Source organism: Kitasatospora sp. NPDC004240 (genome assembly GCF_053603215.1).
Genome location: NZ_JBSGFD010000064.1, coordinates 1 through 26,800 on the forward strand (window position 1 = coordinate 1; position 26,800 = coordinate 26,800).

At 75.2% G+C, this 26,800-nt stretch carries 28 protein-coding genes; 15 read left to right on the forward strand and 13 right to left on the reverse strand.

The genetic code is table 11. The features are described 5' to 3' along the window. Window positions 1–149: 149 nt before the first annotated feature. The 3 genes from ACWEQL_RS19085 (at window position 150) to ACWEQL_RS19095 (ending at window position 1,994) form a co-directional block, all read left to right on the forward strand. A complete protein-coding gene (locus ACWEQL_RS19085) occupies window positions 150–1,133 on the forward strand; it encodes an aldo/keto reductase (protein WP_452151425.1) in 984 nt (327 codons plus the stop codon). A 71-nt stretch (window positions 1,134–1,204) separates the two neighbouring features. After that, window positions 1,205–1,411, forward strand: a complete 207-nt coding sequence (locus ACWEQL_RS19090) for a hypothetical protein (RefSeq protein WP_452151426.1) — start codon at window positions 1,205–1,207, stop codon at window positions 1,409–1,411. A gap of 73 nt (window positions 1,412–1,484) precedes the next feature. Beyond that, on the forward strand, window positions 1,485–1,994 hold the full coding sequence (locus tag ACWEQL_RS19095; RefSeq protein ID WP_452151427.1) for a DUF6328 family protein: 510 nt from the start codon (window positions 1,485–1,487) through the stop codon (window positions 1,992–1,994). A gap of 64 nt (window positions 1,995–2,058) precedes the next feature. Here ACWEQL_RS19095 and ACWEQL_RS19100 read toward each other — a convergent pair whose 3' ends face one another. Then, window positions 2,059–2,889, reverse strand: a complete 831-nt coding sequence (locus tag ACWEQL_RS19100; protein WP_452151428.1) for an MBL fold metallo-hydrolase — start codon at window positions 2,887–2,889, stop codon at window positions 2,059–2,061. Window positions 2,890–3,092: 203 nt separating this feature from the next. On the opposite strand from ACWEQL_RS19100, the gene ACWEQL_RS19105 reads away from it, so the two are divergent. After that, window positions 3,093–3,890, forward strand: a complete 798-nt coding sequence (locus tag ACWEQL_RS19105) for a thymidylate synthase (protein WP_452151429.1) — start codon at window positions 3,093–3,095, stop codon at window positions 3,888–3,890. Next, complete coding sequence (locus ACWEQL_RS19110) at window positions 3,887–4,399, forward strand: dihydrofolate reductase (RefSeq protein WP_452151430.1); 513 nt, start codon at window positions 3,887–3,889, stop codon at window positions 4,397–4,399. Before ACWEQL_RS19105 ends, ACWEQL_RS19110 begins: the two co-directional genes overlap by 4 nt. An 81-nt stretch (window positions 4,400–4,480) precedes the next feature. Here ACWEQL_RS19110 and ACWEQL_RS19115 read toward each other — a convergent pair whose 3' ends face one another. Then, window positions 4,481–5,374, reverse strand: a complete 894-nt coding sequence (locus tag ACWEQL_RS19115; RefSeq protein WP_452151431.1) for a LysR family transcriptional regulator — start codon at window positions 5,372–5,374, stop codon at window positions 4,481–4,483. 71 nt (window positions 5,375–5,445) lie between these two features. On the opposite strand from ACWEQL_RS19115, the gene ACWEQL_RS19120 reads away from it, so the two are divergent. Then, window positions 5,446–6,231: an NAD(P)-dependent oxidoreductase gene (locus ACWEQL_RS19120; RefSeq protein ID WP_452151432.1), complete on the forward strand. Its 786-nt coding sequence runs from the start codon at window positions 5,446–5,448 to the stop codon at window positions 6,229–6,231. An 83-nt stretch (window positions 6,232–6,314) separates the two neighbouring features. Here the strand turns inward: ACWEQL_RS19120 and ACWEQL_RS19125 are convergent, their stop codons facing one another. From ACWEQL_RS19125 to ACWEQL_RS19140, 4 genes are all read right to left on the reverse strand, one after another. Continuing rightward, window positions 6,315–7,424: an AI-2E family transporter gene (locus tag ACWEQL_RS19125; RefSeq protein WP_452151433.1), complete on the reverse strand. Its 1,110-nt coding sequence runs from the start codon at window positions 7,422–7,424 to the stop codon at window positions 6,315–6,317. A gap of 271 nt (window positions 7,425–7,695) precedes the next feature. Beyond that, complete coding sequence (locus tag ACWEQL_RS19130; protein ID WP_452151434.1) at window positions 7,696–8,826, reverse strand: hypothetical protein; 1,131 nt, start codon at window positions 8,824–8,826, stop codon at window positions 7,696–7,698. 161 nt (window positions 8,827–8,987) lie between these two features. Beyond that, window positions 8,988–10,262 (reverse strand): MFS transporter, encoded by a 1,275-nt coding sequence (locus ACWEQL_RS19135; protein WP_452151435.1) that lies wholly within the window; start codon window positions 10,260–10,262, stop codon window positions 8,988–8,990. A gap of 161 nt (window positions 10,263–10,423) precedes the next feature. Beyond that, the gene (locus ACWEQL_RS19140) at window positions 10,424–10,969 is read right to left on the reverse strand and encodes a MarR family winged helix-turn-helix transcriptional regulator (protein WP_452151436.1); all 546 of its coding nucleotides are present in this window, start codon (window positions 10,967–10,969) and stop codon (window positions 10,424–10,426) included. Between the two features lie 62 nt (window positions 10,970–11,031). Between ACWEQL_RS19140 and ACWEQL_RS19145 the strand changes: the two genes are divergently transcribed. Next, on the forward strand, window positions 11,032–13,158 hold the full coding sequence (locus ACWEQL_RS19145; protein ID WP_452151437.1) for an MMPL family transporter: 2,127 nt from the start codon (window positions 11,032–11,034) through the stop codon (window positions 13,156–13,158). A 76-nt stretch (window positions 13,159–13,234) separates the two neighbouring features. Here the strand turns inward: ACWEQL_RS19145 and ACWEQL_RS19150 are convergent, their stop codons facing one another. Next, window positions 13,235–14,740 (reverse strand): glutamate synthase subunit beta, encoded by a 1,506-nt coding sequence (locus ACWEQL_RS19150; RefSeq protein ID WP_452151438.1) that lies wholly within the window; start codon window positions 14,738–14,740, stop codon window positions 13,235–13,237. Window positions 14,741–15,076: 336 nt separating this feature from the next. Here ACWEQL_RS19150 and ACWEQL_RS19155 point away from each other — a divergent pair, with 336 nt between their 5' ends. Next, complete coding sequence (locus ACWEQL_RS19155) at window positions 15,077–16,117, forward strand: LacI family DNA-binding transcriptional regulator (protein WP_452151439.1); 1,041 nt, start codon at window positions 15,077–15,079, stop codon at window positions 16,115–16,117. A gap of 42 nt (window positions 16,118–16,159) precedes the next feature. Here ACWEQL_RS19155 and ACWEQL_RS19160 read toward each other — a convergent pair whose 3' ends face one another. After that, a complete protein-coding gene (locus ACWEQL_RS19160) occupies window positions 16,160–17,299 on the reverse strand; it encodes a serine hydrolase domain-containing protein (RefSeq protein ID WP_452151440.1) in 1,140 nt (379 codons plus the stop codon). A gap of 219 nt (window positions 17,300–17,518) precedes the next feature. After that, a complete protein-coding gene (locus tag ACWEQL_RS19165; protein WP_452151441.1) occupies window positions 17,519–18,154 on the reverse strand; it encodes a TetR/AcrR family transcriptional regulator in 636 nt (211 codons plus the stop codon). Between the two features lie 100 nt (window positions 18,155–18,254). Here ACWEQL_RS19165 and ACWEQL_RS19170 point away from each other — a divergent pair, with 100 nt between their 5' ends. Beyond that, window positions 18,255–19,754, forward strand: coding sequence for an FAD-dependent monooxygenase (locus tag ACWEQL_RS19170; RefSeq protein ID WP_452151442.1), 1,500 nt, complete (start codon window positions 18,255–18,257; stop codon window positions 19,752–19,754). Window positions 19,755–19,766: 12 nt separating this feature from the next. Here ACWEQL_RS19170 and ACWEQL_RS19175 read toward each other — a convergent pair whose 3' ends face one another. Then, window positions 19,767–19,913, reverse strand: a complete 147-nt coding sequence (locus tag ACWEQL_RS19175) for a hypothetical protein (RefSeq protein ID WP_452151443.1) — start codon at window positions 19,911–19,913, stop codon at window positions 19,767–19,769. 342 nt (window positions 19,914–20,255) lie between these two features. Between ACWEQL_RS19175 and ACWEQL_RS19180 the strand changes: the two genes are divergently transcribed. The 5 genes from ACWEQL_RS19180 (at window position 20,256) to ACWEQL_RS19200 (ending at window position 23,838) form a co-directional block, all read left to right on the forward strand. Beyond that, complete coding sequence (locus ACWEQL_RS19180; RefSeq protein WP_452151444.1) at window positions 20,256–21,098, forward strand: helix-turn-helix domain-containing protein; 843 nt, start codon at window positions 20,256–20,258, stop codon at window positions 21,096–21,098. Further along, a complete protein-coding gene (locus ACWEQL_RS19185) occupies window positions 21,088–21,294 on the forward strand; it encodes a DUF397 domain-containing protein (RefSeq protein WP_452151445.1) in 207 nt (68 codons plus the stop codon). Before ACWEQL_RS19180 ends, ACWEQL_RS19185 begins: the two co-directional genes overlap by 11 nt. Before the next feature lie 145 nt (window positions 21,295–21,439). Further along, the gene (locus ACWEQL_RS19190; RefSeq protein WP_452151446.1) at window positions 21,440–21,646 is read left to right on the forward strand and encodes a DUF397 domain-containing protein; all 207 of its coding nucleotides are present in this window, start codon (window positions 21,440–21,442) and stop codon (window positions 21,644–21,646) included. A 130-nt stretch (window positions 21,647–21,776) separates the two neighbouring features. Next, on the forward strand, window positions 21,777–22,043 hold the full coding sequence (locus tag ACWEQL_RS19195; protein WP_452151447.1) for a GlsB/YeaQ/YmgE family stress response membrane protein: 267 nt from the start codon (window positions 21,777–21,779) through the stop codon (window positions 22,041–22,043). Window positions 22,044–22,224: 181 nt separating this feature from the next. Continuing rightward, window positions 22,225–23,838 carry an ABC-F family ATP-binding cassette domain-containing protein gene (locus ACWEQL_RS19200; protein ID WP_452151448.1) on the forward strand — a complete coding sequence of 538 codons (1,614 nt, stop codon included), beginning with the start codon at window positions 22,225–22,227 and terminating at the stop codon, window positions 23,836–23,838. Window positions 23,839–23,939: 101 nt separating this feature from the next. Here the strand turns inward: ACWEQL_RS19200 and ACWEQL_RS19205 are convergent, their stop codons facing one another. Then, window positions 23,940–25,076: an AI-2E family transporter gene (locus ACWEQL_RS19205; RefSeq protein ID WP_452151449.1), complete on the reverse strand. Its 1,137-nt coding sequence runs from the start codon at window positions 25,074–25,076 to the stop codon at window positions 23,940–23,942. 286 nt (window positions 25,077–25,362) lie between these two features. Here ACWEQL_RS19205 and ACWEQL_RS19210 point away from each other — a divergent pair, with 286 nt between their 5' ends. Further along, window positions 25,363–25,800: a universal stress protein gene (locus ACWEQL_RS19210; RefSeq protein ID WP_452151450.1), complete on the forward strand. Its 438-nt coding sequence runs from the start codon at window positions 25,363–25,365 to the stop codon at window positions 25,798–25,800. 151 nt (window positions 25,801–25,951) lie between these two features. Here ACWEQL_RS19210 and ACWEQL_RS19215 read toward each other — a convergent pair whose 3' ends face one another. Both ACWEQL_RS19215 and ACWEQL_RS19220 read right to left on the reverse strand, forming a co-directional pair. Next, entirely contained in the window at window positions 25,952–26,173 is a 222-nt protein-coding gene (locus ACWEQL_RS19215) for a hypothetical protein (RefSeq protein ID WP_452151451.1), read from the reverse strand. Continuing rightward, window positions 26,170–26,742: a carboxymuconolactone decarboxylase family protein gene (locus ACWEQL_RS19220; RefSeq protein ID WP_452151452.1), complete on the reverse strand. Its 573-nt coding sequence runs from the start codon at window positions 26,740–26,742 to the stop codon at window positions 26,170–26,172. Before ACWEQL_RS19220 ends, ACWEQL_RS19215 begins: the two co-directional genes overlap by 4 nt. Window positions 26,743–26,800: the final 58 nt, after the last annotated feature.

A 26,800-nucleotide genomic window follows, 5' to 3' on the forward strand; every position in this document is an offset into this window, starting at 1 on the left:
TCCGATCTCGCAGGGCCGCAGGGCCGCAGGGCCGCAGGGCCGCAGGGCCGCAGGGCCGCAGGGCCAACGAGCCTGGTGGCCTCCGGGCCGACGCCGGCCCGGGGATCGTCCGAGGGGCCCGCCCGGCCGGGCTGTGAGAGGGTCGGCCCATGGAACAGCGCGTACTGGGCCGCACCGGCCGGCCCGTCTCGGTGGTGGGACTCGGCACCTGGCAGCTCGGTGCGGACTGGGGTGACGTCCGCGAGGAGGACGCCCTGGCGGTGCTGGACGCCTCGGTCGAGGCCGGCGTCACCCTCTTCGACACCGCCGACGTCTACGGCGACGGGCGCAGCGAGCAGCTGATCGGCCGGTACCTGAAGGGGCGTCCGGACGCCGAGGTGCTGGTCGCCACCAAGTTCGGCCGGCGGGTGGAGCAGCGGCCGGAGCACTACCGGCTCGACAACTTCCGGGCCTGGGCCGACCGTTCACGGGCCAACCTGGGTGTCGAGCGGCTCGCCCTGGTGCAGTTGCACTGCCCGCCGACGCCGGTGTACTCCAGCGACGAGGTCTTCGACGCGCTCGACACCCTGGTCGACGAGCAGCGCGTCGCCGCGTACGGGGTGAGCGTGGAGACCTGCGCGGAGGCGTTGACCGCGATCGCCCGGCCGGGGGTCGCCAGCGTGCAGATCATCCTCAACGCGTTCCGGCTGAAGCCGCTGGAGCGGGTGCTGCCCGCGGCGGCCGCGGCCGGGGTGGGCGTCCTGGCCCGGGTGCCGCTGGCCTCCGGGCTGCTGTCGGGCCGGTACACGGAGCGGACCACGTTCGCCGCGGACGACCACCGCAGCTACAACCGGCACGGCGAGGCCTTCGACCAGGGCGAGACCTTCTCCGGGGTCGACTTCGCGACGGGTGTGGAGGCCGCCCGGGCGTTCGCCGCGCTCAGCCCCGAGGGTGCGACGCCGGCCCAGACGGCCCTGCGCTGGATCGTCCAGCAGCCGGGCGTCACCACCGTCATCCCCGGCGCCCGCGACACCGGGCAGGCCCGGGCGAACGCGGCCGCCGCCGGCCTGCCCCCGCTGCCGGACGCCACCCTGGCGGCGATCCGGGAGCTGTACGACGAGCGGATCCGCCCGCTGGTGCACGACCGCTGGTGACCCGGGCCCCGGGCCAGCCGTTCGGACCCGCCGGGTGGTGGACCGCGGGATCCGCGCCCAGGCTGGTGGGCATGGGTAGCAAGCGGTGGGTCCCCGCGGTGGTGCACTGCCGCCCGGGTCAGGTGGCGGGCGCGGACACGGCGGCGGCGCACGTCGCGGGCGAGGTCCGGGTCACCGGCCGCTGGGTGAGGGTCCGTACCGGGCACGGTGACGCCGAGGTCTGGATCTCCTCCTCCGCGGTCCAGCGCATCGTGTGGCAGGCGCCACCCGAGGGCTGAGCCCGACTGTACGGCCCCCCGGTTGCCGGCCAGGCCGTACCGGGGGAAACCCGATCACCGGAGGAGACCCGGCATGGCCAGCAACGGTCCCGACCGTGACGAGACGCCGTCCGAGCGCGCGGACCGCCTCTGGAACGAGATGCTGCAGGAGGTGCGGGTCTGCCAGACCGGCGCGCAGATCCTCTTCGGCTTCCTGCTGTCCGTGGTGTTCACCCCGCGGTTCACCGCCCTCCCGGACTTCGACCGGCATCTGTACGTCGCGGCGGTGGTGCTCGGCGCGGTCGCCACCGGCACGCTCATCGCCCCGGTCGCCTTCCACCGCTTCCTCGCCGGCCGCGGTGTCAAGCCCGAGCTGGTCCGGGTCGCCGGCCACCTCATCAACGTCGGTCTGGTCCTGCTCGCCCTCACCATCACCACCACCCTGCTGCTCCTGCTGCGCACCGCCCTGCACGCCTCGACGGTCGCCTGGGTGCTCACCGCGGCGGTCCTGGGCTGGTTCACCCTGTGCTGGCTCGTCCTGCCGAAGATCGTGCTGCACCGCGCCACCCGCGGCCGGAACACCGGTCGGACGGCGGACACGTAGGTCCTGGTCGGTGGGGCCGGACGGCCGGGTCGGTCACCGTCGGCGGGAATGAGCCGGTAGCGGTTCAGCGGCCGGGGACGAGGGCGGTGAGCTCGGACGGGTCGTGGGCGCAGACCAGGCGGACCTCGTCGGCGTGGGTGCGCCGCAGGTCGCGCAGGAGCTCCAGGGTGTCGCGGCGGGCCCCGCGGTCGACGGCCACCAGGTGCTGGAAGGCGGTCAGACCGTACGGGCGGCGCGGCGCGCGCGGGTCGACGTCGGTGTGCGAGAAGTACGCGTCGCCGCAGTGCAGCAGCCAGCCGCCGTCCGTCCGGACGGCGACTCCGCAGTGGCCGCGGGAGTGGCCGGGCAGCGGCACCAGGAGCAGGTCGGGCACCTCTCCCGGCAGGATCGGAATGCCCCGCAGGCCGTAGAAGTCCTCGGTGGCGGCCGCCCGGGGGTGCTCCGCCCACAGCGGGTCGTGCGCCCACTGCGCGGGGCGGTAGCGGTCGCGTTCGCCGCGGGTGGCCCGGGCGCGAGCGGCACGCAGCTCCTCGTCGAGGACGTGGACGCGGGCGTGCGGGAAGTCGCCGATCCCGCCCGCGTGGTCGAGGTCGAGGTGGGTGAGCACGATGTGGCGCACGTCCCGCGGGTCGTACCCGAGGGCACGGATCTGGTGCAGGGCCGTACGGGCGGGGTCGAGCCGGGGCCGGACCACCGTGAGGAACTGCCGGCCGAGGCGGCCGGGATCCGCGACGTCGTCCGTCCCGAAGGCGGTGTCGACCAGGACCAGCCCGCTCGGGCCCTCGATCAGCAGGCAGTGCGCGGACAGCCGGCCGACCAGCGGTCCGCCGCTGCCGAGCAGCAGCCGCCCGCCGACGGGGCACATGGTCGCGCAGTCCAGGTGGTGCACTCTCACGTCGGCCTCCCACGCCTCACGGGCGCCGTCGGGCGCCCTGGCGGTCCCCTCGCCGTCACGGACGACGCCGGGGCCGCGCGGCAGCGTACCAGCGGGTAGGTGCGCGCGGAACGCCCCCTCCCCCGGCTGCGGAGCACTCCCCGCGGCCTCGGGCGCGCGGCCGCCCACCGGCCCCGACGGCGGGGCCAGTAAACTCGGCCCACGTGGCGGATACTCAGTACGAAGATCTTTTGAAGCTCGTCCTCACGACGGGGAAGACCAAGGGCGACCGGACGGGCACCGGCACCCTGAGCGTCTTCGGGCACCAGCTGCGGTACGACCTCTCGCAGGGGTTCCCCCTGGTCACCACCAAGAAGGTGCACCTCAAGTCCATCGTCCACGAGCTGCTCTGGTTCCTGCGCGGCGAGTCCAACGTCGGCTGGCTGCAGGAGCACGGCGTCACCATCTGGGACGAGTGGGCCGACGGGAAGGGCGAGCTCGGACCGGTCTACGGCGTCCAGTGGCGTTCCTGGCCCACCCCCGACGGCCGGCACGTCGACCAGATCTCCGAGGTCCTCGACACGCTGCGCCGCGACCCCGACTCCCGGCGCGCGATCGTCTCCGCCTGGAACGTCGCCGACCTGGACCGGATGGCGCTCGCGCCGTGCCACGCCCTCTTCCAGTTCCACGTCGCGGACGGCAGGCTCTCCTGCCAGCTGTACCAGCGCAGCGCGGACCTGTTCCTCGGCGTCCCGTTCAACATCGCCAGCTACGCGCTGCTCACCCACATGGTGGCGCAGCAGCTCGACCTGGAACCGGGCGACTTCATCTGGACCGGCGGCGACTGCCACATCTACGACAACCACCGCGACCAGGTGACCGAGCAGCTCTCGCGCGAGCCCTTCGCGTTCCCCCGGCTGCGGCTGCGCCGCGCGGACTCGCTGTTCGACTACGCCTACTCCGACGTGGAGGTGCTGGACTACCGGCACCACCCGGCGATCAAGGCACCGGTCGCGGTATGAGCATCGGGATGATCTGGGCGCAGGCCCACGGCGGTGTGATCGGCGCGGACAACGGCATGCCGTGGCACCTCCCCGAGGACCTGGCGCACTTCAAGGCGACCACGCTGGGGCGTCCCGTGGTCATGGGACGCCGCACCTGGGACGGGCTGCCCGTCCGGTTCCGCCCGCTGCCCGGCAGGCGCAACATCGTGGTGACCCGCGATCCGCGGTGGACGGGCGAGGGCGCGGAGCGCGCGGGATCCGTCGACGAGGCGCTGCGGATCGCCGCGGAGGGACGACCGCCGGAGCCGGATCCGGGTGATCCCGCCCTCTGGGTGGTCGGCGGCGGGGAGATCTACCGCGCCGCCCTGCCGTACGCCACGGTGCTCTCGGTCACCGAGATCGACGTGCCGGTGGACGGCGACACCCACGCCCCGGCCGTCGACGCGAGCTGGCGGGTCGTCCGGGACACCGGGTGGCTGACCTCGACGACCGGCTTGCGCTACCGCGTCCGGCGCCACGCCCGCTGAGGGAGCCCCGGGCCGCCCGGCGAACCGCGCGAGCCAGGCGGACCACGTGAGCCAGGCGGACCACGTGAGCCCGGCGACCGCTCAGGACGTGCCGTCGGCCACGGCCGCGCGCAGGAGGCCGAGGAAGACCGCCGCGGCCGGCGGCAGGGTGCGGCCGCGGCGGGTCGCCGTGCGCACCAGCCGGACCGGGGTCTCCTCGGGGTGCAGCGGGACCAGCGCGATGTCGGGCCGGGCGGCGCGGGCGGCCAGGGACGGGATGAGCGTCACGCCGAGACCGGCGGAGACCAGGCCCAGCTTGGCCGTCCACCCGGCCACCGTGTACTCGACGCGGGGACGGAACCCGCCGGCGACGCAGGCGGCCAGCAGGGTGGAGTCCGTACGGCGGCTGGCGGCGATCCAGTCCTCCCCCGCGAGTTCGGCCAGCCTCAGCGGCCGCCCCGAGGCCAGCGGGTGGTCCTTCGGGAGCGCCACCAGGACCGGGTCCTCGGCAAGCGTCGCGAGGTCGAACTCCTCGGTGTCGAAGGGCTGTTCCGGGTAGCCCACGACCAGGGCGAGGTCGATCACGCCCTCCCGCAGCCGGTCGAGCAGTTCGGCCGAGAGCCCTTCCGTGAGCGAGATCGCCACCCCCGGGTGGGCGGCGCGGAACCCGGCGAGCGCTCCGGGGACCAGCGCCGCGTTGGCGCTGTCGAAGGCGCCCACGCGCAGCCGTCCGGCGCCGAGGCCGGTCACCGCGGCCAGCTCGCGCCGGGTGCCGTCGAGCCGGTCCAGCAGCGCTTCGGCGTGCGGGAGCAGCGCCCGCCCGTGCTCAGTGAGCCGTACGCCGCGGGCCAGCCGGTCGAACAGTACGGCGCCCAACTCGGCCTCCAGGCCGGATATCTGACGTGATATCGCGGACTGGGTGTACCCCAGCCGCTCACCGGCGGCGGTGAACGAGCCCAGCTGGGCGGCGGTGCGGAAGACTTCGAGCCAGGCCATGTCCATCCCGCATGGCTACCATGCCGAACATTCGTTTGTCGCCTGGCTCGGCCCTCCCTAGCGTGGTGGCCATGGAGAAGATCGCATTCCTTGGACTGGGCCGGATGGGCCTCCCGATGGCCCGTCGACTCGCCGACGCCGGGCACCCGTTGACGGTGTGGAACCGTACGCCCCTGGCGGACGAGGGTGGCCTGATCGCGGCGGCCGACCCCGCCGAGGCGGTGCGGGGCGCCGGCATCGTGGTGACCATGCTGGCCGACCCGGCGGCGGTGGAGGCGGTGGCCGGGCGGTTCACGGCGGAGCTGGCCCCCGGCGCGCTGTGGATCGACATGTCCTCGATCGGCCCGGAGACGACGGCCGCGCTGCGGGCGGGACTGCCCGACGGCGTCGGCCTGGTGGACGCCCCGGTGCTGGGCAGCGTCGGCCCGGCCGCCGCCGGGAAGCTGACCGTCCTGGCCGGCGGCCGCGAGGAGGACCTCGACCGCGCGCAGCCCGTACTGGACGTCCTCGGGACCGTGGTGCGCTGCGGCGGGCCCGGGACGGGGGCCGCCCTCAAGCTCGTGGTGATCGGCGCGATGGTCGGCGGCGTGGCCGTGGTCGCCGAGGCGCTCGCCCTGGGCGACGCGCTGGGCCTGCCCGAGGAGCTGATGCTCGGCGCGCTCTCGGCCGGGCCGCTGGCAGGCGTGCTGGCGCGGGCGCGCAGCCGGGACTCCGACTTCCCGGTCCGGCTGGCGGCCAAGGACCTCGCGCTGGCCGGCGGCGGTCCGGTGCTCGGCGCCGTACGCGACCTGCTGCTCGCGTACCCGGACCTCGCCGAGCAGGACCTCTCGCGCGTGGTGGACGCCGTCCGGCGCTGAGACACGTGGTCGACGCCGTCCGGCGCCGAGGCGCTGCGCGGCCGGCCGGGCGGGCGGCGGTCCTCAGCCCGGCACTGGCGCCGTCAGCCCGGCGGCGGCGAGGACGGCAGGCCCTTCCTCGGGCCGCGCAGCTCCGTGTACACCGACCAGACCACCGAGACGGCCGGGACGGCGACGATCGCGCCGATCACCCCAGCCGCGATGCTGCCGGCCAGCACCGCGACCGCGACCACCACCGGATGCAGGCTCACCGCCCAGCTCATCACGAGCGGGTGCAGCAGATGGCCCTCGATCTGGCCGATCACGACGATCAGCAGCAGCACCACGATCGCGATCACCGGGCCCCGGGCGGCGAGCGCCACGAACGAGGCGGCCAGCAGCGCGATCGGCGAGCCGACCAGCGGGATGAACGACGCGCAGAACTCCAGCAGGGTCAGCGGCAGGGCGAGCGGCACGTCGAGCAGGAACAGGGCGATGCCCACCAGGACGGCATTGCTCGCGGCGACGATCACGATGCCCCGGGTGTAGCCGGCGAAGGTCCGCCAGGCGGCCCGGCCGCCCCGGTCGAGGTGGTCACCGGCGCCGGACGGCAGCTGGAGGGCGATCCACCGCCACATCCGCTCCCCCGAGTGCAGGAAGAACACCGACATGAAGAGCGCGAGGGCGGCGCCCGTCGCCACCTCGACCACCCGGTGGGCGTTGCTGACGGCCGCGCTGATCAGCGTCGACCGGTGCTCCGACACGAAGTCGGAGATCTTGCTCTGCAGGTCGTCGAAGGTCGTGGGCGACAGGTGGAAGGGCGCGCGCTCCAACCACCTCTCCAGCCGGTCCAGTCCGCTCTGGAACTCCTTGGCCAGGGTGGAGACCTCGACCGCGACGCTCTCACCGATCAGCGCGAGCAGTCCGGCCGGCACCAGGAGCGCGACGGCCAGCCCGACCAGGACGGCCGGTGGCCGGGGCAGGACGCGGGCGGCCAGGTCGACGACGGGCCGGACCACGGAGGTGATCACCAGGGCGAGGAACGCGGCCAGACCGATCAGGTGGAAGCGCCCCAGGACCATCAGCACCAGATAGCCGGCCGCCGCGACGACCAGCAGCCGCCAGGCGTGGTCGGAGAGGGAGCGCAGCACCGGTCCCGCGCCGCCGGCCGTCCCTCGCGTCGGCCGCCGGGGCGGGCGCGGCCTCACCGGCATCCCGCACCGCCCTCCGCTGCGGCGGTGGCCCACGGCCGGCCGGCCGATGGCGGGACGGGGCCACGGGGCCGGGGCCGGGGGCGGAGCCGGTCACGGAGCCGGGGCCTGCCGGGATGCGAAAGCGACATGCCCCCTGGATAACGGGTGCGGCGGGGCGGGGCCCGCTCCCGCGCCGACGCCCCCCTGCCCGGCGGCCGATCCTTCCCCCGCCCGGCTGACCTCGCTCGGCCGACCCCGCCCGACCGACCCCGGCCCGGCCCGGCCTACGGGGTCACCACAGGTGGTTCTGCTTCTTCCCCTCCCCGAGCCGGACGCCCTCGCCCGGCTGCACGCCCGAGCGGGCGGCGGCCGTGCGGCGGGCCAGGTCGAAGGCGGCCGCCGGATCGCGGTAGTCCGTCCAGGGGGCCGCCCCGCACCACGGCCCGATCAGCCGGAACTGCTCCAGCGCCGGCCGCCAGAGCCGCGCCCGCACCAGGTGGTGGGCCAGCAGGTGGCGCAGCTGCGGCAGGTGGGGGTCGTCCTCGGGCACCAGCGCCAGGGCGGACGCGACCGACACCAGGTGCCGACGGGCGACCAACGAGTCGGGCACCTGGCCGGCCGGCCTGCGCCGCTCCCGCTCGTACAGCGCGCGGAGGGTGAGCCCGGCCAGCGGGCTGCCCGCCGGTGCCCGGCGGACCGTGCGCCGGGCGAAGCGCATCATCTTCCGGTCGGTGCCGTGCCACTTGGCGCACCAGTACTGCAGCGCCTGCCAGTGCGCGTCGTAGTGGTGCGGCGCCCGGGCGACGAGTTCGGCCCAGAGCTCGCGGAACTGTCCGTTCCTGTAGCGGGCTCCGCGCGCGGCGGTGATCATGACGACCCAGGGATTGGGGTCGCGCGGGTCGAGCAGGGCTGCCCGGCGGGCCTCCTCGATCGCGGCGGGCAGCAGCCGGCGGAACTCGGCCATGGCCGCAGCGGGGACCTCGGGCGCATAGCCGTAGCCGCGGACCTTCCAGGCGCGCTGCACCATCAGGTGCGCCTGCGTCACCGCCGCGTCGCAGCTGCCAGGTTCGGCCGCCTGCCACTTCTCCAGCCAGGCGTCGTCCTCCGCCGCGATCTGCCCGAGCAGCTGGATGCGCGACCAGCGCTCGTCCCAGTCCTGGCCGGCGGAGGCGACGTACCCGGCGACCGGCCGCCAGTCGCCCCGCCAGGCGGCATCGGCCATCGCCTGGATCTCCCGCCGCCGGTACGCGGGCCTCGGGGGGCCGGCCGCCTCCGGGTCGAGCGCACTCCGCGGCACCATCCCGTAGGCGGTCGGGTCGAGGTTCTCGACCCGGGCCTTCCTCCGGTTGGCGTTGAGCTGGAACGTGACAGTGCCGACGACGAGGGCCACGACGAGCGTCACCGAGAAGACTGTTTGCTCCATGGACCCGCTTCCGGCTCGGGGGTGGGAGGACGGCCACCGGGCCGGACGCGCCGGGTGCCGTGTCGGTGTGGATCTTACGAGAGCCCGTCGTTCGTCACCGACGCGCCCCCGGCCGGGCAGCTCCGTGGACGGAGCGGCCCGGCCGGCGAGGTGACGCCCGGTCAGCGGCGGCGGGCCGTCATCGCGACCGCGGGTAGCAGGGCGAGGGACAGCAGACCGCCGGCCAGGGCGAGCACCGGGTAGCCGGCGGCCGCGACCACGGCGCCGGAGCTGAGGCCCCCGGTGGCGCCGGCGAGGGCGATGGAGACGTCGACCATGCCCTGGGTCCTGGCCCGGGTGGCGAGCGGGACGGTGTCGGTGATGATCGCGGTGCCGGAGACGAGGCCCAGGTTCCAGCCGAGGCCGAGCAGGGCCAGGGCGACGGCCAGCAGGACGACGGAGTCGTCGGGCGCGGCGGCGGCGAGGACGCCGGCGGCCAGCAGGGTGACTCCGGAGGCGGCGGCGATCCTGGAGCCGCCGTGGCGGTCGACGAGCCAGCCGGTCAGCGGGGACGGCAGGTACATGGCCCCGATGTGAATGGCGATCACCAGGCCGGAGGCGGCGGTGCCGTGGCCGTGGTCGTGCATGTGGACCGGTGTCATCGTCATGATCGCCACCATGACCAGCTGGGTGAGGACCATCACCAGCGCGCCGAGGAGCACACCGGAACGGCCGTCCCCCGCGTCGGCGTCCCCGGGGTCGGCCGCGGCCGGGTCGGTGGCGGCCGGGTCGACCTTCGCGTCGGCGAGGTCACGGGCCAGCAGCAGCGGGTCGGGCCTCAGCCGGAGCGCGAGGACGAGGGCGGCCAGGGCGTAGGCGACGCCGCCGAGGAGGAAGGGCCCGGCGAGGTTCGGGATGCCGAGGGATTCGGCGAGCCTGCCGGTGGGGGCGGCGAGGTTGGGGCCGGCGACGCCGCCGAGGGTGGTGGCGACCAGCACGGTGGAGACGGCCCGCGCGCGGCGGTGCGGCGGGGCGAGGTCGGCGCCGGCGTACCGGGCCTGGAGGTTGGTGGCGGTGCCGGCGCCGTAGACGAACAGGGCGAGGAACAGCAGGACCGGGCTGTCCAGGACGGCGGCGGTGATGACGCCCGCGGAGCCGACCGCACCCGTGAGGTAGCCGGCGGCGAGCCCGGGCCGGCGGCCGCGGGCCTGCGAGATGCGGCCCACGGCGACCGCGGCGAGGGCCGATCCGGCGGTGAACAGGGCGCTGGGCACTCCGGCGAGGCCGGTGGAGCCGAGCATGTCCTGGGCGAGGAGCGCGCCGACGGTGACACCGGCGGCGAGCCCGGCGCCGCTGAGGACCTGCGAGGCGACCAGGACGCGCAGGATGTGACGCTGCGCCTGCTCGGCCTCGTCGGATATGCCGTCGGCCGTGGTGGAGGGTGAGGTGCTCGTCATGCCTCTTCCGGGGGGGTGGCGGGAGCGGGGTGGGGGCGGGAACGACAGTAGTGTCCGCGGCCCGTGCTCCGCCCCGTTTTACGCCCGCCGGGCCCCGGGGCCCGCCCGCCAGGCCCCGGGCCCACCTTCCGGGTCCCGCGCGCGGGCCTCCCCGTACGGGCTCAGTGGCCGGGGTCCTCGGCGAGGTAGGTGCGGTAGGCGGCGGCCACCTGGTCGAGGTAGCGCCGGGCGCCGGCGCGCTCGGCGTCGGAGAGACCGTCCGCCGCCCCGAGGAGCAGGGTCAGGAGCGGTGCCAGCTCCCCCATGACGTGCCGGCGGCCGTCGTCGGTGACGTGCAGGATCTGCCGGCGGCGGTCGACCGGGTGGGGGGCGCGGGTCATGTGGCCCTCGGCGACGAGCCGGTTCACGGACTGGGTCGCGGCCGCGCTGGTGACGCCGAGGCGGCGGGAGAGTTCGACCGGGCCGATCGGCTCGCCGGCGCCCTTCGCCATGATGACGTGCTCGACCGCCTCGACGTTGGTCAGGGGCATCTCCAGCCGCTCCGCCAGGACGGCGCGCGCCAGCTGGGTGAGGGTCAGCACCTCGCGCAGGGACCGGGAGAGCTCGTCCCCGACGGGCTCGCCACCGGCGGGTACGCCGCCGGCCGGTCCGCCCCCCGGGGTGCCGGAATCCGCTCCGGCGGCCGCTCCGCGTGCCTGTTGCGCCATGCCCGTCATTCTGACACGGTAGGGATCGCTAAGCTGCTTAACGATTCCTAGAAGGCGCCCCCGTGTCCCGAACCCTGCCCGGCTCCCCCCTGCGGCCCACCGCGGGCCCGCCCCCCTCGGGCCCCGGCGTCCCCCGCCGGCCCCGCGCCACCGCCTGGCTCGTCCTGCTGCTGACCCTGATCGGACTCGGCGCGGCCTTCGCGCTCGGCCCGTCCGGCGCCGCCACCACCGAGGCCACCGGCACCGCGCTCCCCGACTCCTCCCAGTCCGCGAGGGTCAAGGAGATCGTCGCGACGTTCCCGTCCGGGGCGGCGGCGCCCGCGATCGTCGTCTACAGCACCACCGACGGCAGTCCCCTGACCCCCGAACACCAGGCCCTCGTCGCCGGACGCGCCACCTCGCTCGGCGCGCTCGGGCTCGCCCCCGACGCGGCCCGCCCGAACCTCGTCGACGGCCGGGTCGCCACGGTGGCCGTCCTGCTGCCCACCGGCGCCGGCGACGAGGAGAACACCGCCGCCGTCGACCGGATCCGCCGCACCGCCTCCGACGGTCTGCCCGCCCCGCTGCGGGCCGAGGTGACCGGCGGGCCCGCCTTCCGCGCCGACGTCGGCGCGGTCTTCGCCGGCGCCGACACCAACCTGCTGATCGGCACCGCCTCGGTCGTCGCCGTCCTGCTGCTGGTCACCTACCGCAGCCCCGTCCTCTGGCTCGTCCCGCTGCTCGTCGTCGGCGCCGGCGACCGCCTGGCCGGTGTCCTCGTGGGCGCCCTGGCCCCGTACGCGGGCGTGGAGGTCGACGCCTCCGCGGCCGGCATCCTCTCCGTCCTGGTCTTCGGCGCCGGTACCGACTACGCACTGCTGTTCGTCTCCCGCTACCGCGACGAACTCCACCTCACCGAGGACCGGTTCACGGCCATGGCCCGCGCCTGGCGCGGCACCGCGCCCGCCGTCCTGGCGAGCGGCACCACCGTGGTGCTGAGCCTGCTCACCCTGCTCACCGCCGAACTCACCGGCAACCGCGGCCTCGGGCTCGCCGGCGCCGTCGGCATCCTCACCGCGATGGTCTTCGGCCTGGTCGTCCTGCCCGCCGCCCTGGTGCTGCCCGGACGGTGGCTCTTCTGGCCACTCGTCCCGCGGGTCGGCGACGCCGTCACCACCGACCGCCGCGGCCTGTGGTCCCGCGTCGGACGCGTGGTGGCCCGGCGCCCCGCCCGGATCGCCCTGGCCGGCACCGCCGTCCTGCTGCTCCTCGCCGCCGGCGCGAGCGACCTGCGGACCGGGATCGCCCGGGCCGACGCCTTCCGCACCGCCCCCGAGGCCGTGCTCGGACAGCGCACCCTCGCCGCCGTCCAGCCCGCCGGGTCCGCCGAACCGCTCGTCCTGCTCTCCACCCCGGCCACCGCCGACCAGGTCGCCGAGGCGGCCCGCGGTGTCGACGGCGTCGCCGCCGTCACCTCCGGCGCCCGCACCGAGCGCTGGGCCCGCGCCGAGGTGGTCCTCGACGCCGCCCCCGGCAGCGAGGCGTCCGACCGCGCCGTCGAGCGGCTGCGCGAACGCGTCGCCCGGGTGCCCGCCGCGGACGCCCTGGTCGGCGGCGCCACCGCCGAGGAGTACGACACCGCCCGCGCCGACGCGCGCGACACCCGCGTCGTCGTCCCCCTCGTCCTCGCCATCGTCCTCGTCGTGCTGATCGCCCTGCTCCGCGCCCTGGTCGCGCCGCTGCTGCTGGTCGCGACGGTCATCGCCTCGTACTTCGCCGCGCTGGGCGCCGGCTGGGTGATCTTCCGGACCGTCTACGACTTCCCGGCCCTGGACACCAACGTCCCCCTGCTGTCGTTCCTGTTCCTCGTGGCCCTGGGCGTGGACTACAACATCTTCCTCATCGCCCGCACCCGCGAGGACACCCTCGCCGGGCACGACACCCGTAGCGCGGTGCTCCGCGCCCTCACCGCCACCGGCGGCGTCATCACCAGCGCCGGCATCCTGCTCGCCGCCGTCTTCGCCGTCCTCGGCGTCCTGCCGCTGATCACCCTGACGCAGATCGGCGTCATCGTCGGCCTCGGTGTCCTGCTGGACACCCTGCTGGTGCGCACGATCCTCGTCCCCGCGCTGGTCCTGCTCACCGGCCAGCGCTTCTGGTGGCCCGGCCGGCCGGAGACCGCGGGCGCGGGGCGCGCCGAGGCGGCCTGACCGGCGTCCGGCCCCGTTCCTCGTGTCCGTGCACAGCGGGCATCGTGTACGCGCACAGCGGGCGGGGCCGGGCGGATCACGCGGTGAGGGCCCGGTCGGACGGGCGGACCGGCGCGGGGAGTTCGGTGGCCCCGCGCAGGTAGCGGTCCACCGCCGCGGCGACCGAACGCCCCTCGGCGATCGCCCAGACGATCAGCGACTGCCCGCGCCCGGCGTCACCGGCGACGAAGACGCCGTCCACCGCGGTGGCGAAGGCGTCGTCCCGGGCGAAGGTGGTCTCCGGGGTGACGGCGAGGCCGAGTTGGGCCGTCAGCGGCTGCCCGGGGTCGGGGCCCGTGAAGCCGAGTGCCAGCAGCACCAGTTCCGCCGGGACGGCCCGCTCGGTGCCGGGCCGGGGGCCGCGGCCCACCGGTTCGGCGTCGGCGAAGCGGACCGCGGCGAGCCGCCCGTCCGGGCCCGGCTCGAACGCGACCGTGGTCGCGGCGAACACCCGCGGACCGGCCTCCGCCGCTCCGGACTCCTCGTGCGAGGTGGTCTCCCGGTACACCTTCGGGTGGACCGGCCAGGGCTGCTCCTGCGCCCGGCGCCCGGGCGGGCGCGGATTGATGTCGAGTTGGGTGACGGACGCCGCCCGCTGCCGCAGCGCCGTACCGAGGCAGTCCGCCGCGGTGTCCCCGCCGCCGACGACCACCACGTTCCTCCCCTCCGCGGACACCGGGAGCGCCGGGGACGCCGCGGACACCGGGGACGCCGCGGACACCGGACGTTCGCCCTCGTCCACCCGGTTCGACCAGGTCAGGTAGTCGATCGCCTGGTGGACGCCCGGGAGGCCGCGCCCCGGCACCCGCAGCTCCCGGCAGGCCGTGGCCCCGACCGCGACCACCAGCGCGTCGCAGCCGGCCCGCAGTTCGCGGGCCGGCACGTCCCGGCCCACGTGCACCCCGGTGCGGAACGCCGTGCCCTCGGCCCGCATCTGGTCGAGCCGGCGGTCCAGCCGGTGCTTCTCCAGGCGGAACGGCGGGATGCCGTAGCGCAGCAGCCCGCCGGGACGGTCCGCCCGCTCGTACACCGTGGTGCGGTGCCCGGCCCGGGTCAGCTGCTGAGCCGCGGCCAGGCCGGCCGGGCCCGAACCGACCACCGCCACCCGCAGTCCGGTGGTCCGCTCGGGCGGAAGCGGCGCGTCCCAGCCCTCGTCCCAGGCGCGGTCGGCGATCGCCAGCTCCACGTTCTTGATCGTCACGGCGGCGCCGTCGATCGCCAGGACGCACGCGCTCTCGCAGGGCGCCGGGCACAACCTCCCGGTGAACTCGGGGAAGTTGTTGGTCGCCAGCAGGCACGCGGCGGCCGCCCGCCAGCCGTCCGCGGCCACCAGCCGGTTCCAGTCCGGGATGTTGTTGCCCAGCGGACAGGCGTTGTGGCAGAAGGGCAGGCCGCAGTCCATGCACCGGCCCGCCTGGCCTCCGACCACGGGCAGCAGGGCCCCGGGCCGGTACACCTCCCGCCAGTCCCCCAGCCGCTCCCGCGCGTCCCGCCGCGCCCGCTCCGCGCGCGGGGTGGTGAAGAAGGCCATCCGGTCTGCCATCACGGCCTCCGGCGGGGCGTGCCGACACGGACCCGGCGGCACACCCGGCGCACCCGACGGCCCGGAGCACCTGGCGGACGCGACGCCGTGGAGCCACCGTACGCCTGCGAAGGACCGCGTGGAAACCCCTCCGACCAGCGGAAACCGCCGATCATCGGAGCGTGCGGCAACGGGCGTGGACACCGTGGCGCCCACCCCTACGGCCGGGTGGCCGAATCGGCCCGGCCGCGACCGGTGGGCGGCCCGTCCCGCCGCGGGGGCCGAGGACCTGCTCCTGACCCAGCGGCGGGAAAACCCCAGGTCGGGCCGTCGGTGGGGGTGTGTAGGCTCACGGGCATGGCGAGGGTGACACGGGACGATGTGGCGAGGGCGGCGGGGACGTCGACCGCGGTGGTCAGCTATGTGATCAACGACGGGCCGCGCCCGGTCGCGGCGCAGACCCGGGAGCGGGTGCTGGCCGCCGTCGCGGAGCTCGGGTACCGGCCCGACCGCGTCGCTCGGGCGATGGCCCGTCGGCGCAGCGACCTGATCGGCATGGTCGTCCCGGACGCGCGGCAGCCGTTCTTCGCCGAGCTGGCCCACCTCGTGGAGCAGGCGGCGGCCGAGCGCGGCCGGCTGCTGCTGATCGGGAACTCGGACTACGCGGACGAGCGCGAGGCGCACTACGTCCGGGCGTTCCAGGGCATGCAGGTGGACGGCCTGATCCTGGTCACCCAGGACCCCTCGGTGCCCGGGGTCGCCGGGGCCGACGTCCGCGACGGGACACCGGTCGTACTGCTGCACCACCGCGCGGAGACCGAGAGCGGGGTGGCCGTCGTCGCGGACGACGAGGGCGGCGCGCGCGAGGTGGTGCGGCACCTGCTGGAGGCGCACGGCCACACCGACGTGCACTGCTTCGGCGGGACGTTCGCGCTCAGCGCCAACGACCCGGTCACCGCCCGCACCGCCGGGTGGGCCGCCGCCCTGGCCGAGGCAGGGCTGCCGACCGGGGGACGGCTGGTCCCCGCGCCGTTCGACCGCGTCCGCGCCCACGCCGAGGCGCTCGCCCTGCTGCGCCGTCCCGACCGCCCGGCCGCCGTGTTCTGCGCGACGGACGACCAGGCGATCGGTCTGCTGCGGGCCGCCGACGACCTGGGGATCCGGGTGCCGGAGGACCTCGCGGTGGCCGGGTTCGACGACATCGCGGAGGCGGTCATCGCCGGCCCTCCGCTCACCACCGTGACCATCGCCCAGGACGCGATGGCGCGCGCCGCCGTCGACCTGGTGCTGAAGGCCCGGGAGGAGGACGGACCCGCCCCGGCGGGTGCGCGGACCTTCCCGACGCGGATGGTGGTGCGGCGCTCGTGCGGCTGCCGGCCCGGGGACGTTCCGGGCTGAGCCGGGGCGGCTACGGCGCCCGGGCGGCACTCCGGGCGTTCCCTACCGGCAGGCCGTCACCCAGTTCAGGGGCCCGCCGTAGGCGAGCGGCCCGCCGTCCCGCGCGGCGCGGGGGGTGCGGGGGGCGAACTCCTCCAGAGCCCAGCGGACCACGGCCTGGTTGAAGGCCCGGCCGTCCGGGCCGAGGTTGGCGAGCGAGACGACGGCGGTGTTCCGCTCGGGCACGATGACCAGCTCGGCGGACTGCCCGTCGGCCGCGCCGCCGTGCCCGATCGTGGCGGTCCCGCCCACCCGGCGCAGGAGCCAGCCGAGGCCGAACCCGTCGCCGGACGCCTCGCCGGGGTCGGCTGACGCGTCGCCGGACGCGCCACCGTGGAGCCCGGCGGTCCGGCGCCGCATGCCGTGCAGCGCCTCGGCGGGCAGCACACCGTCCCCGCCGCCGAGGTGGAAGCGCGCCCAGCGCAGCAGATCGCTCGCCGAGGAGACCCCGCCCCCGGCGGGGTCCTCGCCACGGGCGCCGCCCCGCAGCGCCTTCCACGGCGTGACCGCGCGCAGCCGTCCGTCCTCGTCCCGGTGGTAGCCCGTCGAGCACTCGCGGACGATCATGTCGTCCAGGTCGAAGAACGTGTCCGTCAGCCCCACCGGCTCCAGCACCAGCCGGGCGACGGCCTGCTCGTACGGCAGCCCGGTGACCTTCTCGATCACCCGGCCGGCCAGCTTGTAACCGGCCCGGCTGTACGAGGCCCGCTCACCCGGAGCGGCGACCACCGGGAGCCCCGCCATCCGGGTCACGGCCTCCGCCAGGGACTCGGCCGCCGGTCCGCCGTCCACCACGTCGTGGTCCAGCCCGGCCGTGTGGTCGAGCAGGGTGCGCACGGTGATCGCGGAGGCCGCCCGCTCGTCGGGCAGCGCGAACTCGGGAACGTACCGCCGCACCGGCGCGTCGAGGTCCACCCGGCCCCGCGCCGCCAGCCGTACGAGCGCGGTCGCCGTGATCGTGGTGACCACCGGGCCCAGCGGGAACAGCGTCCGCTCGTGCACCGGGCGCGGGTACTCGACGCCCGTCACACCGTGGGCGGCGTAGAGCTCCCGGCCGTCCACCAGCACGCCGACCACGGCACCGGGCACGGCGAACCCGGTGGCGGCGGCCTCGACGAACCCGGCCAGCTTCTCCTGCGACATCCGATCCCCTCCACCGCCCGGGCGGGCGCGCCCCCGGGCCGTCCGGCCCAAGCGCAGAAATCTAGGCGCGGGCGGCGCGGCACGGTGTGCCTCACGTGCGGAGATTCTCGACACTCCGTGCACCGTCGGCACGCCCCTCACTGTCGGCCCGGTCGGTCGGTCCGCGCCCGACCGACCGTCACCGCCGCCGCACCGCCCGGCCGGTCGCGCGGGGCGACCTCAGAACCCCTGGGCGCAGGCTCCGTCGCGCAGCAGGGCGAACGCCGTGGCGGTCTCGGCGGCGGCCTGCCGGCCGGCCTCCTCGACGTCCTGCCCGGTGGCGAGCCGGGTCCAGACGGACCGGGCGAGCACCTGGCGGACGGCCACGTACTGCGCGGCGAGGAGGCGGGCGGCGACCGCGCCGTCCGGGTCCAGCGCCTCGGCGAGCGCGCGGGTGTCGGCGTCGAGGTACTCCCTGAGCTGGGCGGAGAGGGCGGGGGTCTCGTAGACCAGCCGGAGGAAGGCGAGCACCTCGGGATCGTCGGTCAGCCCGGTGTTGGGCTCGCGGGCCGCCAGCCCGGCCAGGTGGTGGCGCTCCAGGGCGTCCAGCGGGGTGAGCCCGGCGGCCCGTTCGCGCACCACCCGGCCCGCCTCGCCGAGGTGGTCGGCGAAGCGGTGCAGGACCAACTCCTCCTTGCTGGCGAAGTACCGGAACAGGGTGGGCTTGGAGACCTCGGCGGCGGCGGCGATCTCGGCCACCGAGACCTGGTCGAATCCCCGGTCGAGGAAGAGGGCGATGGCGACGTCGGCGATGGTCTGCCGGGTGCGCCGCTTCTTCAGGGTCCGCAGACCCGGTTCTGGTTCGCTCGGACTCATACGGCGATCATAACCCGGGCAATTTTGTTACTCGGTTGCTTTTGTTACCTAGTTGCTGTTCCATGGTGTTCATCGACGACGACCGGAAGGACGGACGGACATGACGACCGTGGTGATCGTGGGGGCGGGGCCGACCGGACTGACGCTGGCGTGCGGGCTGGCCAGGCAGGGCGTGACGGTCCGTGTGATCGAGAGGGCGACCGCCTTCCACACCGGCTCACGCGGCAAGACGCTCAACCCGCGCAGCCTGGAGGTCCTCGCGGACCTGGGGGTGGGCGAGGGGTTGGCCGCCGCCGGCCGCACCCACCTGCCGTTCCACAAGTACTTCGAGGGCACCTTCGTCAACGAGACCGAGGTGTTCGCCGGCGTCCGGCCCAGTGCCACCGAGCCCTACCCGGCGAGCCTCTGGCTGCCGCAGACCCGGGTGGAGCGACTGCTGCGCGAGCGCCTCGCCGAATTCGGGCCGACCGTCGAGCTCGGCACCGAACTGGTCGACCTGCGCCAGGACGACACCGGGGTGGAGGTGCTCCTCGCGGACGGCCGGCGGATCTCCGCCGAGTACCTGGTCGCCTGCGACGGCGGGCGCTCCACCGTGCGCAAGCTGCTCGGCATCCCGTTCGTCGGCGACGGCGACCCGGAGCCGATGATGGTCTGCGGCGACGTCGAGGTCGAGGGCCTCGACCCGGCCGCCTGGCACCAGTGGTTCGGCCCGCAGGGCGCGTTCATGCTCTGCCCGTTCGAGGGCAGCCGCCGCTGGCAGCTCCAGTCCAGCCCGGAGACCGACGCCGACGGCCGGGCCCTCGCGCCCTCACTGGAGAGCTTCCAGCGGCTGGCGGAGCGGCACACCGGCCGCGACGACATCCGGCTGAGCAACGCCACCTGGCTCTCCACCTGGCGGGTCAACGTCCGGATGGCCGAGCGCTACCGCGAGGGCCGGGTGTTCCTGGCCGGCGACTGCGCGCACGTCCACCCCACGGCGGGCGGCCTCGGCATGAACACCGGCATCCAGGACGCCTGGAACCTCGCCTGGAAGCTCGGCCACGTGGTCCGCGGCCTCGCCGCGCCCGCCCTGCTGGACACCTACCAGGAGGAGCGGCTGCCGATCGCCGCCTGGACGCTCGACGTCACCAGCGCCGGCATGGCGGCCGTCACCGAGGGGATCGCCACCCCCGGCGTCGGCGTCGAGGCCGGCGGGGTGGGCGACTTCACCGGCCTCTCCCTGAACTACCGATGGAGCCGCCTCGCCGCGGACCACCCCGCCGCCGAGCACCTCACCGGCTCGCTCAGGGCCGGCGACCGGGCACCCGACGCCCCCTGCCCCGGCCCCGACGGCAAGCCCGGCCGCCTCTTCGAGCACTTCACGGGCGACCACTTCACCCTGCTCGGCCTCGGGCCGGGCACCCACGACGCCCTCGCCGAACTGCCGGCCCACGTAAGGCCGGTGGCTCTCGGCGACCCCGACGGCGAGACCCGCCGGGCCTACGGGATCACCGGCGAGGCCCTCGTCCTCGTCCGCCCCGACAACCACATCGCCCTCATCGCCCCGGCGACCGACCCCGGCGCGGTGCACACGTACCTGACGGCCCTCGCCACCGGGTGAGCCGGGGGGAGGTCAGGGGCTCTCGTGCGGCGGGCGGGCCAGCCAGCGGGCGTCGGTCTCCCACTCGCAACCGCCGCGCTCCGGCCGGAGATGAGCGACCGGCCCGCCCGCATCGAGCTGCATCACGACGCCCGGCCGGCCGTGCAGGGTGTCGAGCACGAGTTCACCGACGCCCGGCCGGTACGTCTCACCCGGCGGGTCCGACCGGCCACCGCGGGGCGGGGGTTGAAGCGTGAACCCGGGAGCCACCGGCCGCCCGGCCTCGGGCCGCCCGTCGCACCCGGGATCCGGGCAGGCACACGGAGGGAAGTCGCGATAACCGAAGGACCAGCCCTCGCGGCGGGGTTCAGGGTCGGCGGTCGGATGGATCGTCATGGGCGGGGCACCTCGGTCGCTCTTCGCTACTGGAATTTCACGGTCTGTGCCCAGGATGGCCTCGCGCCCCGTAGGATCGGCCATGGAACTGGACTTGAGAGACACCTCATCCCAAGTTGGTGAAGCATGGTCAACCGCCGTGAACTCGACCCCACGTCAAGCCACTGGGCCCCCTTCGGCATTCAGCTCCGCAGGTCGAGAGAGGCCGCCGGGCTCACGCAGGCGCAGCTGGCCAAGACGGTCGGCTACGACCCCTCGTACGTCTCGTACACCGAACTTGCGTCACGCGAGGCGCCGAGCGAGAAGTTCGCGCGCAAGGTGGACGACGCACTGGGGACCGGCGGAACCATGCTGCTGATGTGGTTCCAGCACAAGCACACGGCCCTGCTCGAAGGCTTCCCCGAGTACGTGACCCACGAGGCCAAGGCGGCCAAACTCCGCATCTTCGACCTGGCGGTGATCCCGGGGCTCCTGCAGACGGAGGCGTACGCCCATGCACTCGCCTCGGGTGCGGTGCGCCGGGGCAGCATCACCCAGGCGCAAGGGGACGAGCGACTCGAGTATCTCCAGCTACGCCAACGGCTCCTCAACCGGACTCCGACACCGCTGATCCATGCGGTCCTGGACGAGAGCTGCCTCCACCGCCCCATCGGCAGCCCCGAGGTCATGGCCGAACAACTGGAGCACCTGGAGGAGCTCGCGGAGCGCCATCGGGTCGTCCTCCAGATCTCGCCCGTCGCGCGGGGCGAGCGCGTACCGTTCACGCTGCCGATCAATCTGGTCACCCATCAGGACGGCACAATGCTCGGCTACACGGAGTCCCACCAACGCGGGCTGCTGGAACGGGAAAGGGACATCGTCATCGCTTGGGACAGGGACTACGATCGACTGCAGGTCGAGGCGCTGTCGACCGATGACTCCGTCTCCATGATCCGTAAGGCACGGAAGGAGCTGTCCGATGTCCACTGACCTGACCGGCGCCCGCTGGTACAAGTCCAGCTACAGCAACAACGGTGGCACCTGCGTCGAGCTCACCCCCGACTTCCCTGGCCTCGCCCCCGTGCGTGACAGCAAGGACCCCGGGGGCCCCGCCCTCGTGTTCCCCGCCGCCGCCTGGTCCTCCTTCCTCGACGCCGTCCGCGCCGGGGAGTTCGGCAAGGTCTGAGCCACCGACGGGCGAGTCGCCAGAGCGTCAACGGCTCGTCAAAGACCCCCGCGGAGACTGAGGGACTACGATCGACTGCAGGTCGAGGCCCTGTCGACCGATGACTCCGTCTCCATGATCTGCGAAGCCCGGGAGGAGCTGTCCCATGCCCGCCGACCTGACCGGCGCCCGCTGGTACAAGTCCAGCTACAGCAGCAACGGCGGCAGTTGCGTCGAGCTCGCCCCCGACTTCCCTGGCCTCGCCCCCGTGCGTGACAGCAAGGACCCCGGGGGCCCCGCCCTCGTGTTCCCCGCCGCCGCCTGGTCCTCCTTCCTCGACGCCGTCCGCGCAGGCGAGTTCGGCGAGGTCTGAGCCGCCGCGTCCGCAATCTCCCAGCGGTAGGGGCGCCGACGCGCAACCGCGGCAACCGGCGGGGCGTCCGGCGGCGTCTCATGCCATGACCGGAACGGAGTTTCGCGTACACAACGGAGGGTTGCCGACCATGGGCATCATCAGCTGGATCGTGCTGGGCCTCGCGGCCGGCGCCATCGCCAAGTTCCTGCTGCCGGGCAAGGACCCGGGCGGCTTCGTCGTCACCACCCTGATCGGCATCGCCGGCTCCTTCGTCGGGGGCTGGCTCTCGGCCACGTTCCTGGACCGGCCGGTGCAGAAGGAGTTCTTCGACCTGGCGACCTGGGGGTCCGCGATCGCCGGGGCCTTCGCCCTCCTGGTCGCGTACCGCGTGCTGTTCGGCCACTCGCGCCGCTGAGCCCGGGCCCGGTCCGGCCGGGAGCCCGACCCACTACCGCCCCCGGGGCCGGCGATTAATTCGCTGGCCCCGCTTCGGCGGCCCGGGTTACCGTGACCGCATGTCGACGCCCCGAATCTCCTAGCCGAGGACCCGCTTCCACGCCAGAAGTGTGTCCTTTCGCTATTCGGAGCGTTATCCCATGATCACCGTCAGCGATGTCGAGCTGCGCGCGGGCGCCCGCCTGCTGCTCTCCGGCATCTCCTTCACCGTCTCCCCCGGCGACCGCGTCGGCCTGGTCGGCCGCAACGGCGCGGGCAAGACCACCCTGCTCACCGCGCTGGCCGGCCGGTCGGCCCCGGACGCGGGGACCATCGTCCGCACCGGGCCCGTCGGCCTCCTCGCGCAGGACTCGCGGGCCGCCGACCCGGCCGTCACGGTCCTCGACCGCATCCTGTCCGCCCGCGGCCTCGACGAGGCCCTGCACCGGCTGCGCACCGCCGAGGCCGCGCTCGCCACCTCCGCCACCACCGACACCCCGGCGGCGCTGGAGCGCGCCATGGCCGCGTACGCCCGCGCCGAGGCCGCGTTCCAGGCGGGTGGCGGGTACGCGGCCGAGGCCGAGGCCGCCCGGGTGGCGGCGGGCCTGGGCCTGCCGGACCGGGTGCTGCACGCGCCCGTCGGCGAGCTGTCCGGCGGCCAGAAGCGCCGGGTCGAACTCGCGCGCATCCTGTTCGCCGGCGACGACGGCACCCTGCTGCTGGACGAGCCGACCAACCACCTCGACGCCGACTCGCTGGCCTGGCTGCGGACCTTCCTCCTCGGCCACCGGGGCGGCCTCGTGGTGATCAGCCACGACACCGGTCTGCTGGCCGACGTGGTCAACCGGGTCTTCCACCTCGACGCCACCCGCGCCACCATCGACGTCCACGGCACCGGCTGGGAGGGCTACCTCGCCCGGCGCGAGAGCGAGCGGCGCCGCGCCGAACGGGAGCGGGCCAACGCCGAACGCAAGGCGGCCGCCCTGCACGCCCAGGCCGACCGGATGAAGGCCCGCGCCTCCACCGCCGTCACCGCCCGGAGCATGGCCCGGCGCGCGGACCGGATGCTCGCCGGGCTCGAACCGGTCCGGCGCACCGAGCGGGTGGCCAGGATCCGGCTGCCCGAGCCCGCGCCGTGCGGCCGCACCCCGCTGGGCGCGATCGCCCTGACCAAGGCGTACGGCGACCACCGGGTGCTGGACGGGGTGGACCTCGCCGTCGACCGGGGCAGCCGGCTGGTCGTGCTCGGGCTGAACGGCGCGGGCAAGACCACCCTGCTGCGGATCCTCGCCGGGGCGCAGCGGCCGGACGGCGGCCGGGTCGTCCACGGCCACGGCCTGCGGCTCGGCTACTTCGCCCAGGAGCACGACACCCTCACTCCGGAGCGCACGGTCCGTCAGAACCTGGCGGACGCGGCGCCCCACCTGAGCGACGGCGAGGCCCGACAGGTGCTCGGCGCGTTCCTGTTCGGCGGGGACGACGCCGACAAGCCGGCCGGGGTGCTGTCCGGCGGCGAGAAGACCCGGCTGGCCCTGGCGGGGCTCGTCCACGGCGGCGCCAACGTGCTGCTGCTGGACGAGCCCACCAACAATCTCGACCCCGCCTCCCGGAACGAGGTGCTGGCCGCCGTCGCCCACTACCCCGGGGCGGTCGTCATGGTCACCCACGACGAGGACGCCATCGACGCGCTGCGCCCCGAGCGGGTCCTGCTGCTGCCGGACGCGGACGAGGACCTGTGGAGCGAGGAGTACCGGGGGCTGATCGCACTGGCCTGACGGACGCCCGTCCGCCGGTGACGGGGCCGCCCGCCCCGCCACCGGCGGCGTCCGCGAGGCCCCAGCACGCCCCTGACCCGGCGTCACCCGCAGGGAACCGCTCAGGCCCGGCCCGGCGGTCCGCCCGGGGCCCGGTCCGGCGCCGGCACCGCCGAACGCAGCTGCTTGACGATGCCGACCGCGGCCGCGGTGAGCGGGACGGCCAGGAGCGTGCCGAGCAGTCCGCCGAGCGAGGCCCCGGCGGCGATGGCGAGCAGGACCACCGCGGGATGGAGCGAGACCGTGCGGCTCTGGATCGTGGGTTGCAGGACGGCGCCCTCGATCGCCTGGACGGCGAGGACGATGCCCAGCGTCCACAGCGCCTTGGAGAGGCCGCCGTCGGCGAACGCGACCACCACGGCCGTCAGCCCGGACAGGAACGCGCCGGCGTAGGGCACGTACGCGCCGACGAAGACCAGGGCGCCCAGCCCGCCGGCGTGCGGTACGCCGAGCAGGGTGAGCCCCAGCGTGATGAACGCGGCGTCGATCCCGGCGATGATCGTGGTGCCGCGCATGAAGCCGGACATCGCCGCGTAGCCGGTGCGCGCGACGGCCACGACGCGTTCCTCCTGCCCGTGGGGGGCCACCCGGCGCAGTCCCGCCACCGCCTTGTCGCGGTCACGCAGCAGGAAGAACGCCAGGGCGAGGGTCAGCACCCCGCACACCAGCACCTGCGCCGCCAGTCCGAGCCCGCTGAGCACGCCCGCCACGACGCCGTCGCCGAGGCTGCTCCCGAGCTGGCCCAGCCCGTCCGCCGCGCCCCGCAGCGTCCGGGAGAACGGGTCGTCCCCGGAGGCGCGGTCGCGGGCCTCCTGCAGCGAGGCGGTCAGCCCGCTCGCCGCGTCCGCGATCAGCCGGACGACGACCCAGAGCGCGGTGCCGACGACCACGACCAGGGTGAGGCAGCCGAGTGCCGCGGCCGCCGCAGGGGGCAGCCCGCGCCCGCGCATCCGGCGGCTGAGCGGTTCCACCAGCGCGGTGATCAGCAGGGCGATCAGCAGCGGCACCACGGCCGCCCGCAGCAGTACGCACAGGGTCACCAGCACCGCCGCCACCGCGGCCGCCACCAGTACCGCCCCGCCCCACAGCGCGGCGGTGCGCGGCCCGGGGCCCTCGGCCGGCAGCGGTCCCGTCGGTGGTGAACCGGACGTCGCCGCGTCCTCGGGGCCGTCGGTGGCCGGATGCCGGTCCGCGTCCATCGGATCCCCGCCCTTCTCGCCACTCGGTACTCGGGTGTGGCCGGTGTTCTCCCCGGCCGCGTGTGGCCGATCCTTCCCCTCCCCGGCCCCCGGCGGGGCGACGCCCGTCCGGGGAAACCCCGAACCACCCGGCCGGCGCAGCCCCGTTGGCGCACCGGGCGGTTCCGTGGCAGGCGGGGGGAAGGACGGGGGCCGTGTCCCCCCGATCGGCCCTGCCCCGGGTTGTCGGAACCGCGGTCATCGCGGAGCGTGGAGGGGAAGAACGCCGGACGGAGGGTGCTCAGGAATGGACAGCAGCGAGTCGGCTCCCCGCATCGTGGTGGGACTCGACGGTTCTCCGTCGTCGTACGCCGCGCTGAGGTGGGCGATGCGCCAGGCCCAGCTGGTCGGCGGGGTGGTGGACGCCGTCACCGGGTGGGAGGCGCCGCCGATGTACGGGTGGTCGGCGCCGGGTGTGCCGCCGGACCTCGACCTGGAGGTGGCGCACAGCACGCTCGCGGACGAGTTGGACGAGGTCCTGGGCAGTGACCGGCCCGTGGAGGTGCGTCCGTACGTGATCCGCGCGAACCCCGCCGAGGCCCTGCTCGACGCCGCGCAGGGGGCCGAGCTGCTGGTCGTCGGCAACCGGGGCCGGGGCACCTTCAAGAGGGCGTTGCTCGGCTCGGTCAGTCAGCAGTGCGTGCAGCACGCGCCGTGCCCGGTGGTCATCATCCGCGCCGACTGAGGGCCGGCCGGGTCCTGGGCCCGGCGGGCCCGGGTTCCGGGCGGCCCCGGAACGGCAAGCGGCCGGCCGGTGATCCGCAGGGTGGATCACCGGCCGGCCCTTGCACGCCGGGGCCGGGGCGCCTCCGTGTCGGCCCGGTCCCGTACGTGGGTCAGCTGTCCGCCGGGGCCGGGTAGTCGAGGCGGCGCAGGGCGGGGGCGGAGACCACCTGGACGCCGTCCGTGCCCGGGACGGCGATGTGGGCGAAGCCGCCCTCGAAGGCGAAGCGGACGCCGGTGAGGCGTTCGGCCGGGCTGCCGTCGGCGGCGGTCAGGGTGTAGCCGGGGACGAGCTCGACGGTGGCGTCCTCGCGCCAGTTGAGGCGGGGGTTCACCGGGCCGCCTCCGCGTTCGCGGCGGTCACGTCCATGGTGGGGACGCGGGGGAAGTCGAGCTCCGGCTCGGCCAGGTGGTTGAAGTAGTTGGAGAGCGTGTTGAGCGCGATGTGCGCGACGATCTCGGCGAGTTCGGCGTCGGTGACACCGTCCTGGCGGGCCTCGGCGAGCAGTTCGTCGTCGACCCGGCCGCGGCGGCGGACGAGGTCGGCGGCGATCCGCAGGACGGCTCCGGCGTGCGGGTCGGCGTCCTCGGCGCGGCGGGTGGCGAGGAGTTCCTCGTCGGTCATCTTCAGCAGCCGCCCGCCGCGCATGGTGTGCGCGGAGACGCAGTAGAGGCAGTCGTTCTCCTGGGCGACGAGCAGGGCCAGTTGCTCGCGCAGCCGCTCGTCGAGGACGCCGCCGGTCAGCGAGTCGCGCAGGGCGAGGTAACCGCGCAGGGCGGCGGGCCCGTTGGCGAGCGAGGCGTAGAGGTTGGGGACCCTGCCGAGCTGTTCGCGGGTCGTCTCCAGGAGGTCCTGCTGTTCGGGCCCGGCGGTCTCCGGGGTGAGCTGCGGTATCCGCGGCACGGTGGTTCCTTCCGTCGGTGGCTGGTCGGTTCACCGGCGCCGCCGCCAGGACGGTACC

Excerpts from the sequence above, each read along its gene's own strand:
- ACWEQL_RS19150 (WP_452151438.1), bottom strand. The coding sequence starts at position 14,740 with ATGGCAGACCGGATGGCCTTCTTCACCACCCCGCGCGCGGAGCGGGCG.
- ACWEQL_RS19185 (WP_452151445.1), top strand. The coding sequence starts at position 21,088 with ATGTCCACTGACCTGACCGGCGCCCGCTGGTACAAGTCCAGCTACAGC.
- ACWEQL_RS19120 (WP_452151432.1), top strand. The coding sequence starts at position 5,446 with ATGGAGAAGATCGCATTCCTTGGACTGGGCCGGATGGGCCTCCCGATG.
- ACWEQL_RS19095 (WP_452151427.1), top strand. The coding sequence starts at position 1,485 with ATGGCCAGCAACGGTCCCGACCGTGACGAGACGCCGTCCGAGCGCGCG.
- ACWEQL_RS19165 (WP_452151441.1), bottom strand. The coding sequence starts at position 18,154 with ATGAGTCCGAGCGAACCAGAACCGGGTCTGCGGACCCTGAAGAAGCGG.
- ACWEQL_RS19155 (WP_452151439.1), top strand. The coding sequence starts at position 15,077 with ATGGCGAGGGTGACACGGGACGATGTGGCGAGGGCGGCGGGGACGTCG.
- ACWEQL_RS19125 (WP_452151433.1), bottom strand. The coding sequence starts at position 7,424 with ATGCCGGTGAGGCCGCGCCCGCCCCGGCGGCCGACGCGAGGGACGGCC.
- ACWEQL_RS19130 (WP_452151434.1), bottom strand. The coding sequence starts at position 8,826 with ATGGAGCAAACAGTCTTCTCGGTGACGCTCGTCGTGGCCCTCGTCGTC.
- ACWEQL_RS19160 (WP_452151440.1), bottom strand. The coding sequence starts at position 17,299 with ATGTCGCAGGAGAAGCTGGCCGGGTTCGTCGAGGCCGCCGCCACCGGG.
- ACWEQL_RS19180 (WP_452151444.1), top strand. The coding sequence starts at position 20,256 with ATGGTCAACCGCCGTGAACTCGACCCCACGTCAAGCCACTGGGCCCCC.
- ACWEQL_RS19085 (WP_452151425.1), top strand. The coding sequence starts at position 150 with ATGGAACAGCGCGTACTGGGCCGCACCGGCCGGCCCGTCTCGGTGGTG.
- ACWEQL_RS19115 (WP_452151431.1), bottom strand. The coding sequence starts at position 5,374 with ATGGCCTGGCTCGAAGTCTTCCGCACCGCCGCCCAGCTGGGCTCGTTC.
- ACWEQL_RS19090 (WP_452151426.1), top strand. The coding sequence starts at position 1,205 with ATGGGTAGCAAGCGGTGGGTCCCCGCGGTGGTGCACTGCCGCCCGGGT.
- ACWEQL_RS19210 (WP_452151450.1), top strand. The coding sequence starts at position 25,363 with ATGGACAGCAGCGAGTCGGCTCCCCGCATCGTGGTGGGACTCGACGGT.
- ACWEQL_RS19110 (WP_452151430.1), top strand. The coding sequence starts at position 3,887 with ATGAGCATCGGGATGATCTGGGCGCAGGCCCACGGCGGTGTGATCGGC.
- ACWEQL_RS19190 (WP_452151446.1), top strand. The coding sequence starts at position 21,440 with ATGCCCGCCGACCTGACCGGCGCCCGCTGGTACAAGTCCAGCTACAGC.
- ACWEQL_RS19170 (WP_452151442.1), top strand. The coding sequence starts at position 18,255 with ATGACGACCGTGGTGATCGTGGGGGCGGGGCCGACCGGACTGACGCTG.
- ACWEQL_RS19135 (WP_452151435.1), bottom strand. The coding sequence starts at position 10,262 with ATGACGAGCACCTCACCCTCCACCACGGCCGACGGCATATCCGACGAG.
- ACWEQL_RS19195 (WP_452151447.1), top strand. The coding sequence starts at position 21,777 with ATGGGCATCATCAGCTGGATCGTGCTGGGCCTCGCGGCCGGCGCCATC.
- ACWEQL_RS19140 (WP_452151436.1), bottom strand. The coding sequence starts at position 10,969 with ATGGCGCAACAGGCACGCGGAGCGGCCGCCGGAGCGGATTCCGGCACC.
- ACWEQL_RS19200 (WP_452151448.1), top strand. The coding sequence starts at position 22,225 with ATGATCACCGTCAGCGATGTCGAGCTGCGCGCGGGCGCCCGCCTGCTG.
- ACWEQL_RS19205 (WP_452151449.1), bottom strand. The coding sequence starts at position 25,076 with ATGGACGCGGACCGGCATCCGGCCACCGACGGCCCCGAGGACGCGGCG.